Genomic DNA, 14,114 nt, shown 5'->3' with positions numbered 1-14,114 from the left:
TTGGTAGTTACTATTACAATAGTGACTAAAGGGGAGGCTACTAGTATGGATTTTTATTTAGACCCATCTGTATTAATGATTTTGATTGTTTTTGGATTTGTAGCTGCATTTATTGATTCAGTTGTAGGTGGTGGTGGATTGATTGCCTTACCAGCTTTATTATTTACAGGATTGAATCCAGCAAGTGCAGTAGCCACAAATAAGTTAGCATCGACAATGGGAAGTGCAACTAGTAATATTGTGTTTTATCGTTCTGGTAACCTTGATTTGAAATCGGCTTTTAAATTATTTCCAATCACTTTCATAGGTTCCATAATAGGGGCATGGACCGTTCATTTAATGAATCCAGAAGTGCTGAAGCCATTAATGCTGATCATGCTCGGTGTGGTCGCTATTTATACGATATTCAAAAAGGATTGGGGTAGTATTTCCACTCATAAAAAATTGTCTGGTCGACACGTCATTATTTTTACCTTTTTTATTTTTGTTATTGGTTTTTATGATGGATTTCTAGGTCCTGGTACAGGTTCATTTTTAATGTTTTCTCTTTTATTTATTGGGTATGATTTTTTAAAAGCAGCAGGTACGGCGAAGTTTCTTAATTTAGGAAGTAACGTTGGTGCATTGTTCATGTTTATGTATGTAGGGCAAGTAAACTATGCGTATGGCTTCATAATGGGGATTGCTCAAATCGCTGGAGGAATCGCCGGCTCCAAATTTGCTATAAAAAAAGGAAGCGGGTATGTTCGCGCCCTTTTCATTACAGTAACTTGTTTGTTGTTAGCGAAAAATCTGTATGACTATGTGCAGTAAGTAATCTAAGTGAAGAGAATGAAAATAATATAAACTCATATTTTTCTATATAAAATTTCATTTGTTTTATTTACATAATATCTTTACAATCATTTGATAAAATAAAGTCAACTGCATATTGTGAGGGTGGGTGGTTATCCCTTCTTTCCATTTGGAAGGAAAGGGGGTGATAATATGGACTTTTTGTTTGACCTTGTAAAAGAGTTTGTCAAAGCGACTGTACGTGAAGTTTCAGCGTATTTTTTGCGGAAGCAACTTCTAGATAAGGACAACAAAAAACCCACTCCGCGCCGTAGGATTAAATGTACTAAGATTATTAGTGGATACTATGTTTAATATAAAGCATAGTATCCACTTTCTTGTTATATAATAGACTCCTTATACAGATATAGAGGAGTATGTCTATTATGTACAGAATATTTAGTTAGTTATTCGTTGAATAGTAGAGAATATATTTCGCAGCGGGAGGTGTAGCGAGGTTTTTAACTTAATGTGAAAAAGGAGTTGATTAACTATGCATGTACAGGAAGTCACTTTAGAACAAGGTAAAAGATATATGTTAATCGATGACACAGGTATCCCAGTATTCGCAGCAATGAAATACCTAAAATATCTAGATAATACTGGGAAAAGTAGTAACACTCAAAAAACTTATTGTTATGCGTTAAAACAATATTTTGTGTATTTACAGGAATTCAAAAAAGATTATAACAAGATACAATTGGAGGATTTAGTAGAATTTGTAGGTTGGATAAGGAGCCCATATGAAAATAACAAAGTCATACCTATTCAGCCTATAAAGGCGAGAAAAACCGAAAAGACAATAAACCTTATAGTTACAGTAGTTACAAACTTTTATGATTATTTATACCGTAATGGGGAGTTATCAAAAAATACAAAGGATATGTTGATGCGATATGTATTTACCGGAGGAAATAAACGATATAGGAGCTTTCTTCATCATATAAATAAAGATAATCCTTGTCTAAAGAATGTTTTAAAGGTTAAAGAGCCTCGTAAGAGAATTAATACACTGACAAAAGAGGATGTAAAAAGAATCATATTGGAAACAACGAATATTCGAGATTCCTTTCTTATCCAACTTCTATTTGAAACAGGTTTGCGAATTGGAGAAGTGCTTTCTTTATTTATGGAGGATTTTATATTCGATTATAAGGGGCATAAAATTCGTTTAACGGATCGAGGAGAGTTAGAAAATGGAGCGAAACTAAAAACAGGTGAACGTATGATTTTTATATCACAATCCCTAATGGATTTGTATGATGATTATCAATATGAAGTTATTGATGAACTAGATATTGATACAAATTTTGTTTTTGTAAAACTACGGGGAGAAAATAAAGGTAGACCGATGACATATGGAGATGTTGAGTCTCTATTTAAGCGATTAAGAAAAAAAACGGGTCTGGCTGTTCATCCTCACCTATTTCGTCACACACATGCCACATTATATTATCAAGAGACAAAGGATATTAAACAGGTACAAGAACGATTGGGACACACTAATATTCAAACTACAATGAACCTCTATCTTCATCCTTCTGATGAAGAAATTCGGAAAGATTGGCAGAAAGCACAAGAAGCATTTGCGCTTAATATAAAAAAAGGAAAGGACTAAGGATGTGAAAAATACTCAACGGATAATTACAGGTGAAAGAGGGTTTCATGAACGATTACAACAAGAATTATTAACATATCCAGAGAAAACTATTCATGAAGATGGTTCAGTAGTAACACAACAAATTCAAGATCCGTATTTCTTGATTAATGATATGTGGGATGTTGAACGTGTTGGTCAAATAAAACAATTTAGTGATTCATTACAAAAATATATGAGTTTAAAGAGTAAGTTTAAAAATATCTCCTTCTCATTTAAAAGTCCCTCGGTCAATTTGGAAGTAAAATATATATTTTATCAACGGATTTTCAGGGATGAATGGAACATGTATACCGCATTTAAAGGGGTCGAGCAGTATTTAAGACTATTAATAACATTCATTAATCGAAAATATCCAACACTTTCATCCTTACTTCATTTAGATATTGAAAGTGCAGAAAGAGAATGGATATTTTGGCTCAATGAAAGAGGGAGAAGTACGACTTGTAAAACAAAAAGATACGGCAAGATAGTCTCTAATGCAAAGACTAAAGCCGCAGCGTTTTTACGTCTATTATATTCAAAGTTATTCATATTGGCGGATTTTCGTGAGGAATGGCAAAAAGACCGATGGGATATTAGAATTCTTCATGAACAATACGGACTTAAATATAACAAAAGTAGTGCTTCACATTATATTGATTTCACTAAAATTGAGCATGAAAATATTCGTGAACAAGCAAAAAGATACATTAAACTAAGATTGTTGAACGGAAATAATTTTAGGTTTTCTACAGCAATAAACTACATGATATATATATCGAACTTCTTTCTCTATATTTTTTCCGTAGAATCTACATGGATAGATATTAAAAAATTAAAGCGCAGCCACATAGAAGGATACATCCAATGGTTACGGAAATGTTGTGAAAAAAACTTAAAAAATAAGAATGCACATCCTGAACACTATATATATAAGTCCCTAACCATAACTTCTAAATTCTTGAATGATATACAACTATACAAATACGACATCGCCCCTCAAACTGATGTACGCATGTTAATCTTTAGAGAAGATTTCCCGAAACTTCAAAAAAAACCTATTGATCAAATTGATTACATCCCAGACTTTGTATTAGAACAATTATTTACTAACATTAACAGCCTAAATGAAGAAATCATCCCGGTTATTTGGATTGCGTTTAAAACTGGTTTACGTATTTCGGATGTACTGTGCCTAAAGGATGATTGTTTGAGGGTTTTAAATGGTCAATATTCTATTATGACTAATATTGAGAAGACTAATGTAAAAGGACATCGTATTCCCATTGATCATGAATTAGCAGACATGATTGCAGTGTTAACTGAAAAATCATTAGAAAATAGTAATCAAGATAATAATCCTGAAGGATTTATTTTTATACGTTATCGTGGTTCTAGAAAAGGAAGGCCCTTTGGGCAAAGTTATATTAGAGGGAGGTTAAATCAATTAGCAATTGAAACAAACATTGTAGATGAAAATGGTGAGTTATTCCATTTTAAAACCCATCAATTTAGACATACTTATGCTGTGAAAATGCTGAATGGTGGCGCAGATATATTAACAGTACAAGAATTATTAGCTCATGCTTCTCCAGAAATGACATTAAGATACGCAAAACTATTGGATGATACTAAAAGAAAAGCTTTTGAATCTGTAATTAATCAAGGAGTATTTAGTTTTAATTTAAATGGAGAAATACAGGAGATTACAGCAACTGAAAACATACCTAGTGACATTTTAGATGCATTGTGGCAAGATCATAAATTAAATGCAATGGATAATCCGTATGGGACATGTCACGCTCGTCTAAACGGCAATTGCCCTCATATGGAAGAGCCTCCATGTCTAACTTGTAATGGTGGAAGCCCTTGTAGGGATTTGGCTATCGGATTTTCTGAATTAGATGTACAAAAATATGAGTTACTTATAAAAACAACATCTAAAACTATGGAATTAGCAAAACAAAAAGGACGTAGTGAAATGCTAGAAAAATATAAGAGCAACTTAACACGTTACGAAGACATTTTGAAAACTATCCAAAAGGGCGACATTATTTTTGGTAGACAAGAAAGAATGAAAAGAAGGTTAGGTATCTAATATGAAGGATTACAATCGTGCAAAGCACTTGAAGGAAATCCATGTATCTAGGAAGGCATCTACCTACCAAAAGGTGGATGCGGGTATTAAAAGACTTATACGGGCAAATCTAAGCATAAATTTTAACAGTGTATCAAAAGAAGCTGGTGTATCAAAAGCAACACTTTATAATACAGAAGAACTGAGAAATAGAATTGAAATGCTTAGGCAACAGCAATCACAAGTACCTACCCCGAAACAGACGAAACGAGAAATGGATAATAATAATAAAGATGCTGTTATTGCTTCCTTAAAACGCCGTATGAAAAAATTAGAAGATGAAAATAAAAAGTTACGTGAGCAATTAAAAGTGAGTTACGCAAACATTTATAAACAACTATAAGTGTGGAATTGGAATGTAATTTAACAAGCTATGGGACCGCCATATCTCTAACAGAACAAAATAACCTCTAAAATGAAAAAATACGCTATTCTTTCTATAGAATCATAGGAAAGAATAGTGTTTATCTGTATTTCTGTATCTAATAAACTAATATCATAAACTACATATTCCTTATGGATTTGTAAATTTATAATTGCGTCTCCATAGCATCCTTAAAAGCTAGCCTTAATAATTTTTTAAAATATAGCATGTAGGATGAAGGAGCTTTTTATATGACTTTGAAAATAGGTTAAAATGAATCAATAAAGTTGCATATCTTTATTTAATTGGATAAAATTGTATTATGCGGATTAAGCAAATAAAAATGACCGCTATTTTAGTCTTACTTTTATACAGAGAGAGGGCGTTAAAAATTGAAGTATGATCCAAGTATTCAGGAATTTTTAAGAACCTATGTAAAAGCTATTCAAGACTCAAATGCATCCATATTTGCTGGAGCAGGTCTTTCACGTCCAGCTGGTTATGTAGACTGGAAAGAATTATTACGCGAAGTTGCCGAAGATTTACAACTAGATATAGACCAGGAAGTAGATTTAATAGCCCTAGCTCAATATCATGTTAACGAGTTTAATGGAAGAAGTAAAATAAACCAAATTTTAATTGATGAATTTACCAGGAGCGTAACAACAACTGATAATCATAAAATTCTATCTCAACTTCCCATAAGTACATATTGGACAACAAATTACGACCAGTTAATTGAGTCTAATTTAGTTGCTGTAGGTAAGAAAGTAGACAAAAAAATAACGCCTGAAAATTTAAGCTATTCTGTACCAGGAAGTGATGCGATTGTTTATAAAATGCATGGTGACAGTACTTTGCCTCATGATGCAGTTCTAACCAAAGATGACTATGAGGGGTATGATCAAAAAAGGAAGTTATTTGGTACCGCACTGCGAGGGGACTTGGTATCTAAAACATTTTTATTTATTGGTTTTAGTTTTGATGACCCTAATTTATCTCAAATCCTAAGTAAGATTAGAATACTATTAAATGAAAATGCTAGAACGCATTATTGCTTTATGAAAAAAGTAAATATAGATGATTATGATACTGAAGAAGAATTCCGTTATGCAACAATTAAACAAGGATTAAAAATTAAAGATCTAAAAAGGTACAGTATTAAGGTTCTTTTAGTTGATGATTACCCTGAAGTAACAGAAATATTAAAACATATAGCTTCACTGGTAACCAGAAAAAACATATTTGTATCCGGAAGTGCGAGTGATTATGGTGAATGGGGAGAAAAGGTATCTTTTGAGTTTAGTACATCATTAAGCAAGGCCCTCATTAAAAATAATAATAATATTGTTTCTGGATTTGGTTTGGGATTAGGAAGTTGTATCGTTTCGGGCGCATTAGAGGAACTCTATTCAGGCCAAAATAACAAGGTAGAAGAAAGGCTCAAGTGCAGACCATTCCCACAGGTTACAACTGGACAACTATCTAGAACTCAATTATGGACTAAATATCGTAAGGAAATGCTTTCTAATGTCGGTATTGCTGTTTTTATATTCGGAAATAAAATCGATACTAAGACTCAAGAAATAATCGATGCTAATGGCATGGTGGAAGAATTTGATATTTCTGTTGGGAATGGAGCAATTCCAATCCCCGTGGGAGCAACTGGCTTTACTTCTAAGGTCTTATGGAAAAAGGTTATGGATGATTTTGATAATTATGTCGGAATTGAAGAATTAAAACCTTTGTATATTGATTTGGGAGATACGAATAAGACTCCTAAAGAACTAATTGAAACTGTAGTAAAAATTATTAACCAATTAGCTAAACATTAATTCCTTAAAATATATGGTTAAGTTAGAGAGAATGTAATAAAAAATTATAAAGAGAAATGTGAGGGAATTTGTTTGGCATATAAAACTTTTATATCTTATAAATACTCTGAAGCTAAGGGTTTAAGGGATACCATTGTGAATGCATTAGGAGATGGGGGTAAATATTACCAAGGGGAAACAAGTGAATCACCGGATCTGTCTGATAAAACAACTGATTATATTAAAGATAGATTAAAGGATATGATTTATTCCACTTCCGTTACTATCGTTATAATTTCTCCGAATATGAACCTAAGTAAATGGATTGATTGGGAAATCGAATATTCACTTAAAGAAATAAAACGAAATGATCGCAAATCTGGAACGAATGGTATTCTAGGAGTTGTCATGAAATACAATGGTGGATATAGTTGGTTAAGACCTTCAGTTACAAATTCTGATGGGCATACCTCTATACAAACAAATAATCAATACCTCTATGATATTATACACAAGAATAGATTCAATCAGAATCCTCCTGAATATACTTGTGATGAATGTGAAATCGTAAACTATTTAACAGGTTCATATATTTCTTTAATTAATGAAGAAGATTTTCTTAAAGATCCAAATAAATATATTGATAATGCATACGATAAAAGTAAAAATACAAGCAATTATAATCTAACTAAAAAGAAATAAAGATCTAATTATAAGTAAGCCCCTACTCAATAAATTAAAAATATATTAGGTAGGGGCTTATAAATCCGAAAATGTAGCACTAAAAATGGTAAGTACTACATCACAAATATGTTAACAAAACAGAAATAGTGCAATCCTTTTATATCAAAAAATTCAGTTCTGTGTTTCTTTAAGTGGGTATGTTTATACTCTTCTTCTAATTCCTTCAATTATTTTATTTATTTCAGAAATTATATCCTGTGGATTTTTATTTGATCCTAGGATATCTATTGAATCTTTTAGATACCAGTACTGCTCTAAATCGTCTTTTATTTCTTCAAAAACTTTTTCTGCGACATAACCAGTTGAACCTATGGGTATTATGTATTTATTATTCTCTTTTGCAATACCAAACTCTTCTAGCATTCCACCTGCTTCGACTATTTCTCCGTTTTCTAGTTTATTACCAAATACTAATATCATAATTCCTGCATCACTTATCATTTCTTTACGATATTCTGTCCAAAGTTCTTTTAATGAATTCCCTCCGGATTCAAATTGTGGAAAGGGACGTAATGTTAAGTAGTCATTAATTTTTTTACCTTTATTTTCAAAAATCTCTTCAAGTGCACCATTGATTACATAACTTCCTACCCCTACACCAAATCCTGAAATAATATGATGATTATTTGATATTAATGATTTAGAAAGATTATGTAATAAAACTGTTGCTTCATCTGTAGAGTACGTCCCATATTCCTCTGCACTACCAGATATAAATACTTTATTGGCTTTATACTTTTTCTCAATATTCTTTAATATATTTGTAATATCTGTGTATTCATCAATTAGAATCGATTTAATACCATATCTAATAAGGTCTTTTACTTTTAAATCTTGTTTGACCTTATCATAATAAAAATTTTGTTCATTAATTGAACCATCAGGGTTTTTGTAATGTTCATCTGCCCTGTTAACTTTTCTAAAGAAACAATAATGATTTTTAGGGCTATTTCCTAATAAATCTATGCGTACTTTACTTAGAATTTGCTCTAAATTAGGGTCTTCAAAACTAAAGCCGATAAAAAGAAAAGTTTTAGCGATAAGTTCTCCTTTTAGTTGAGTTGTAAAGGCAGCTCTCCCTACATTATATTTTTCATAATCATCTCTTGTTATAACCGCATCATCTGGAAATTCTTTATCGCCATGCATTTTGTAAACTACTACATCACGATTCGGTTTATAATTTTTCAGTTGGGGAGAATCGATTTTTTTATCTGCTATTTTTCCTGCATCACCTAATGTATCTTCAATGATAGAATCATAGTTTGTAGTCCAATAAGTATCAATCGGTAATTGAGATAAAATATCCATATTAACATTTCTTGTTGCTGTTCTTTGGAATTCTTCTATGATTGCTTCGTTGATACTTTGTCTACCATTTTCATTAAAATGGTATTGTGCAACTGAGACTAAATCAACCTCTTTATTAATATCCAATTCTAATTCTTCAGCAATATCCCTAAGAAGCCCTCGCCAATCAACAAAGCCTGATCCCCTTGAAAGGCCAGCTCCTGCAAATATTGCTAGATTATTGTTACGCAATTCTTTTAATGCCGCTCGTTCAAAACTTCCTATTGATATGCTCATTTCTATTACCAACTCTCTAATTTTAATGAAATCACTTAAAGATTTTCAAATTATTTTGTCAATGAATTCACTGCAGTATTAATAAGTTGTTAATACTCACTTATTGAATATTTTGTATGATTATTTAATAAGCTGCTTATTCCTATACAATGTATCTAGTGGATGCTCACCTTTCATTTTACTAAAATTACTACTCCATACATCGAGATCCGTTTGAGTTAGTCCATATAAGTGATTTAGATTGACGTCATACTTGATATTTAGTGAGGCTTGTTCGCTAAATAGTGCTTTTTGGATAATTCCTTGGCGATATTCAGATAGTTTTTTGTTTCTCACTAAATTCGTCATAGCAATCTCATAATATATCCAAGGAGACTCTGTGTTTTTAATTATGTCTGTTGTACAAAGGGAATTAGGAGTATTAAGAAAAATCATACACTCTGTTTTGTCTATCATCATAGTAAGTGCTGTTGAAAGCATCATATGGACATGGCTAGTAGAATAATTTCTTTTTTCATAGCTATACATTTTTTTGTCTTCACTTAAACAGTACTTCTCATCAATTTGTTTGAGGAGATCTAATGAATAACCCCAAACGCAAGAATCTATGAATGCATTTAAACCAAATTCCTTATAGAGCCAACCAGCTAATCCTTTTGCCTGATTTTCATCCTTATGTGAATGAGAAATAAAGATATCAGATTTTAATTGAGGAAACCAAGTTGATTGTAAGCTTGTTCCATTTATATTTCCATCTAAATCAATATGAAAATCTAAATCTTCTATAAATTTTTTTTTATTATTATTAAAAATTGTATCTCCAATATCTTGATAAACTTTAAATTGATTATGAGTCGATAAATTAAAGCCTGAATACATGTTTTCACATCCTTTATGAAATCTAAATATATAATTAAAACACTATAATTATATAACAGCTATTCAAAAAGGCATACTTTTACAGATAAAAATTTATTCTGTTCCACCTTTTAACAAAACATTCTGTTACGCTGATGGAAATCGGTAACACAACATTGCTAAAACAATAAAGGCTCCTAACATATTGGATATGACCAATATGTTAGGAGCCTGATATATTTAATTCTTTTTTATTTAGGTCTTGATAAGACCAAAGCAAAAGGGTGGGTTTCGTAAAAAATAATAACGTATAATAACCACCACCCTATACGGTAGCAGTTAGGGAGGAGATGTTAGCGCATCTCTTCTTTTATTATATGCCATTTTATTTGATGTCATACTTATATAGTATTCTACGGAAAATATATCATATTCCTATTTGGTGGTCAATTTGATTGCATGATTGAAAAGGTGTAGTCTTATTCCTTTTCAAACTGAAAAATATCCCGATTAATAAGTTGATGGAAATACTTATCCATTTCAGCTGCAGGCAATTTTCTTTCATTTTGAAACCACCATGAGCTTAATGAGTTGATTACCCCTGAATAAAATTCCGTTATTAAATCGTTTGGCATTGTATGATTTTTACAAAGGCGATTTAGCGCTTCGGTTTCTTGTTTTCTTGTTTCGTGGCTTAAATATTGAATGCGGCTATTGAATTGTTCATCAGACATTTGTGTCTCTAATATTTTACCGATTTCTTCATGGTGAAGGAATTGTTCCATCACTTGAAATGGTTTGCTTAATCGATCTAAAAGAGGTATTTCGGCAACTATCTTGCTGTATCGTTTAAATCCAAATGTTAATAAAGCATCTTTATCTTCAAAGTGTTTATAAAAGGTTGTTCGGTGTACCATCGCGCGTTCACAAATTTGGTTAATCGTGATGGTACTATATTTTTGTTTTGATTGCGTCATTAATTCGAATAAGGAATCCCATAATAATTTATGTGTACGTCTAATACGTAAATCAATTTGTTTTTCATTATCGTTCATCTACAATTCTCCTTTTTTGTAGATTAAGTATACAGTGGCTGAAAATTGATTCTCCCTTTTTAATCTACATATGTATATTATATTACATGTGTTCGTGTTTATATAAAGCTTTTTAAGTAAGAAACAGGAGGAGAATTTGTAAATGAATATGACAACTAAGAGCCCTGCAAGTGGCAAAGTTGATACTTCTAATTTGAAACATACCCCCATTTTAATTGCATTACTTCTAGGCGCGATGGTTGCATTATTAAACGAAACGTTACTTGGTAATGCATTAACAGTATTAATGAAAGAATTTGGTGTAACAGCTTCAACGATTCAATGGCTTTCTACAGCTTACATGTTAGTAGTTGGTGTTTTAGTCCCGATTACAGCGTTACTTCAGCAATGGCTCACAACGAGACAGATGTTTTTGATCGCTATGGTAACGTTTTTAGCTGGTACATTAATTGCGGGATTTGCGCCGACATTTTCCGTTTTATTAATCGGCCGTATCGTCCAAGCTGTAGCGACAGGGTTAATTTCACCGTTATTAATGAATACGATTTTAATTATTTGTCCGCCTGAAAAACGTGGTGCCACAATGGGATTAATCGCACTTGTGATGATGGCAGCTCCGGCAATTGGCCCTACATTATCTGGAGTAATTGTGGATTCACTGAATTGGCGCTGGTTATTCTATATTGTTATTCCTATCGTAATCATTTCAATTATGATTGGGATGAAGTACATTCAAAATGTTTCAGAGTTAACAAGACCGAAAGTAGATTATCCATCTATCCTTTTATCGACATTAGGATTTGGCGGGCTTGTGTATAGCTTTAGTGCGTCAGGTGACTTAGGATGGTCCGATGCGAAAGTATATGGTGCTTTACTTGTTGGGCTTATCTCATTATGTATTTTTGTCGTTCGACAATTGAAAATTGAGAATCCAATTTTAGAATTACGCGCATTTAAAGTTCCGATGTTTACATTATCAGTTGGATTAATTGTCATTGTGATGATGTCGTTATTTTCAACGATGACTTTATTACCGATGTTTCTGCAAACAGTTTTACTCGTTACAGCTTTTAAATCAGGAATTATCATGCTTCCGGGAAGTATTATTAGCGCTATAATGGGACCAATTGCAGGTAAACTATTTGATAAATTTAGTCCGAAAGTTATTATCATTCCCGGCATTGTGTTAGTAGGGATTGCAATGTTCTTATTTAAAGGCATTACGCCTGACACATCAATGGTACAAATTATTGTCATGCATAGCGTATTAATGGTTGGACTCATGTTTGTCATGACGGCACAAACATACGGTTTAAATCAATTAACACCAGATCTATATCCGCACGGAACAGCGTTGTTTAATACTCTGCAACAAGTAGCTGGCGCCATTGGTACGGCTATCTTTATTTCAAAAATGTCTTCAGGAACAACTCAGTATATGGAAAGCTCCGCAAATCCAATGGACCCAGTAGAGAAGTTAAATGGTTTAACATCAGGATTCCAAGGTGCATTTGCACTTGGATTAATCTTTATTGTTGTTGCGTTTATCGTATCGCTATTCTTAAAAGAAGAGAAAAAGGGAGTGGAAGTAGCAGGGGTTTTACAGAACGAAAATTAAGGTTTATATAAAAAGACATCTTTATGATTAAAGATGTCTTTTACATTTCCTCCGTGACATCATACCGAAGCAACTCTCCCTGATCATAAAACCTCTCAAAGATAATCCCCATTACATAGAAAAATACTAGCCCGAAACCAATATGAATGAGTGTAAAAGTTGCTCCAAATGAAGAATATTCATACACGAGAATTGGCAATTTCGCAGTTGTCCAAACGCCTAAGAAAAATACGACGTACCGAATGCTTGCACCTTTTTTTAAGAGTAGTGCTGCGATTGGAAAGGCGACATAGAGGGGACCAGCTGCAATGCCTCCTAATAATAGAGAAAACAAGATTCCGTATATACCTGATTTTTCACCCATATATTTCATGAGTGTTTCTTTTTTCACCCACTGATCAAGTAGCCCTACAAATAGTAAGACAGGGGGGAGGAGAAACAGCATATCTAAAATGCTATTCCCTGTTAGTTGTAATGCACGCCACCCTAAAGATTGATTTATAAAAGTTAATACAAAAAGTCCGAGTAGTAAGACGAAAAAGAAGCGATATCTTTTTAGTTCTTTCATACCATCACCATCCAAATGATATAGGAGAATAGAAGAGACATGAGCAAAGCAGATGCATTACGTACGTAAGCAAAGCTTCGTCCGAATATTTTTTGTTCCATCGGCAAGGTTGTAATTCCTACTGACATAAGTGTAGACATAAGTGCCGCAACTTGAGGTAGGCCTGCACCGTGTTGAACTAACGTATGACCAAGTGGGAACACGACGAAGCTTGGAATAAGTGCAATGGAGCCGAGTATTGCTGAATACATAATACCTAACAATCCGGACTGTTCTCCAATGATAGAAGAAATAAAGGGCGGCGTTAATATAGAAAGCGATAAGCCAACGAAAAGCATGATGGAGAGCATCGCAGGGAGAAGGTTGCGAAACATTTTCCATGACTTCATTAGAGCATCTTTCGTTTTCCTGCGGTCCTTCATAAAAGAAATCCCCGTAAGAATAATGGCTAACGTGTAAAGAATCACGCCGTTAATCATGATCGGATTCCTGTAAGTCTTTATATTTACCCAGGAAAAAGGATAAGTTCTTCATTTTTTCTTCAATATCCATTTGAAAATCTGCCAGTTGTTCTTTTCCAGCAGACGTAATTTTGTACATCTTTCTCGGTTTGTCTTGATAATCTGTACTTACATAAGATTCAATCGCACCTTCGTTTTCTAATTTTTTTAGCGTACGATATAAAATGGCACTATCGATTGGATTGACGGGAAGTTCTTCTTCGCACTTTTGCAATAATTGTCCGCCATAGTTATCTCCTTCAGCTAGAAATAACAAAAGAAATGCACCTGTATGTCTTCCTGTATGTTTCATGGATATACCTCCTAGAATGAATTTGGATTTATACTGTTAACGACAGTATACTGTTGTTAACAGTATGTGGTGCATGAAGTGTT

Annotated in this window: 13 protein-coding genes; 7 read left to right on the top strand and 6 right to left on the bottom strand. The window is 32.9% G+C overall.

The window, feature by feature from the left end; all coding sequences use genetic code 11:
* Positions 1 to 45: 45 nt before the first annotated feature.
* The 6 genes from RCJ96_RS10150 (at position 46) to RCJ96_RS10125 (ending at position 7,490) form a co-directional block, all read left to right on the top strand.
* Entirely contained in the window at positions 46 to 813 is a 768-nt protein-coding gene (locus RCJ96_RS10150; protein WP_074607532.1) for a TSUP family transporter, read from the top strand.
* A 514-nt stretch (positions 814 to 1,327) separates the two neighbouring features.
* Positions 1,328 to 2,452 carry a tyrosine-type recombinase/integrase gene (locus RCJ96_RS10145; RefSeq protein ID WP_202294826.1) on the top strand — a complete coding sequence of 375 codons (1,125 nt, stop codon included), beginning with the start codon at positions 1,328 to 1,330 and terminating at the stop codon, positions 2,450 to 2,452.
* Positions 2,453 to 2,456: 4 nt separating this feature from the next.
* Positions 2,457 to 4,571: a tyrosine-type recombinase/integrase gene (locus RCJ96_RS10140; protein ID WP_446699774.1), complete on the top strand. Its 2,115-nt coding sequence runs from the start codon at positions 2,457 to 2,459 to the stop codon at positions 4,569 to 4,571.
* 1 nt (position 4,572) lies between these two features.
* Positions 4,573 to 4,953: a DUF6262 family protein gene (locus RCJ96_RS10135; protein WP_446699773.1), complete on the top strand. Its 381-nt coding sequence runs from the start codon at positions 4,573 to 4,575 to the stop codon at positions 4,951 to 4,953.
* 413 nt (positions 4,954 to 5,366) lie between these two features.
* Positions 5,367 to 6,809, top strand: coding sequence for an SIR2 family protein (locus RCJ96_RS10130; protein WP_446699772.1), 1,443 nt, complete (start codon positions 5,367 to 5,369; stop codon positions 6,807 to 6,809).
* Positions 6,810 to 6,881: 72 nt separating this feature from the next.
* Positions 6,882 to 7,490, top strand: coding sequence for a TIR domain-containing protein (locus RCJ96_RS10125; RefSeq protein ID WP_446699771.1), 609 nt, complete (start codon positions 6,882 to 6,884; stop codon positions 7,488 to 7,490).
* A 183-nt stretch (positions 7,491 to 7,673) separates the two neighbouring features.
* Here the strand turns inward: RCJ96_RS10125 and RCJ96_RS10120 are convergent, their stop codons facing one another.
* The 3 genes from RCJ96_RS10120 to RCJ96_RS10110 all read right to left on the bottom strand — a co-directional run bounded on the left by RCJ96_RS10120 (position 7,674) and on the right by RCJ96_RS10110 (position 11,032).
* Positions 7,674 to 9,119, bottom strand: a complete 1,446-nt coding sequence (locus RCJ96_RS10120) for an SIR2 family protein (protein ID WP_202294811.1) — start codon at positions 9,117 to 9,119, stop codon at positions 7,674 to 7,676.
* 120 nt (positions 9,120 to 9,239) lie between these two features.
* Entirely contained in the window at positions 9,240 to 9,998 is a 759-nt protein-coding gene (locus tag RCJ96_RS10115) for a hypothetical protein (RefSeq protein WP_202294809.1), read from the bottom strand.
* A gap of 458 nt (positions 9,999 to 10,456) precedes the next feature.
* Entirely contained in the window at positions 10,457 to 11,032 is a 576-nt protein-coding gene (locus RCJ96_RS10110) for a TetR/AcrR family transcriptional regulator (protein ID WP_000999288.1), read from the bottom strand.
* A gap of 142 nt (positions 11,033 to 11,174) precedes the next feature.
* Here RCJ96_RS10110 and RCJ96_RS10105 point away from each other — a divergent pair, with 142 nt between their 5' ends.
* Entirely contained in the window at positions 11,175 to 12,650 is a 1,476-nt protein-coding gene (locus RCJ96_RS10105; RefSeq protein WP_446699770.1) for an MDR family MFS transporter, read from the top strand.
* A 40-nt stretch (positions 12,651 to 12,690) separates the two neighbouring features.
* Here the strand turns inward: RCJ96_RS10105 and RCJ96_RS10100 are convergent, their stop codons facing one another.
* From RCJ96_RS10100 to RCJ96_RS10090, 3 genes are read right to left on the bottom strand one after another with little or no spacing between them, the layout of a single operon-like run.
* The gene (locus tag RCJ96_RS10100) at positions 12,691 to 13,218 is read right to left on the bottom strand and encodes a permease (protein ID WP_446699769.1); all 528 of its coding nucleotides are present in this window, start codon (positions 13,216 to 13,218) and stop codon (positions 12,691 to 12,693) included.
* Entirely contained in the window at positions 13,215 to 13,697 is a 483-nt protein-coding gene (locus RCJ96_RS10095; protein WP_446699768.1) for a hypothetical protein, read from the bottom strand. Before RCJ96_RS10095 ends, RCJ96_RS10100 begins: the two co-directional genes overlap by 4 nt.
* Complete coding sequence (locus tag RCJ96_RS10090) at positions 13,690 to 14,031, bottom strand: PadR family transcriptional regulator (protein WP_000683196.1); 342 nt, start codon at positions 14,029 to 14,031, stop codon at positions 13,690 to 13,692. The genes RCJ96_RS10095 and RCJ96_RS10090 overlap by 8 nt, the downstream gene beginning before the upstream one ends.
* Positions 14,032 to 14,114: the final 83 nt, after the last annotated feature.

The organism is Bacillus sp. BSL6, assembly GCF_052928345.1.
Note: the sequence above shows the minus strand (reverse complement) of the source record. Positions and strands in the feature narration are given on the sequence as shown.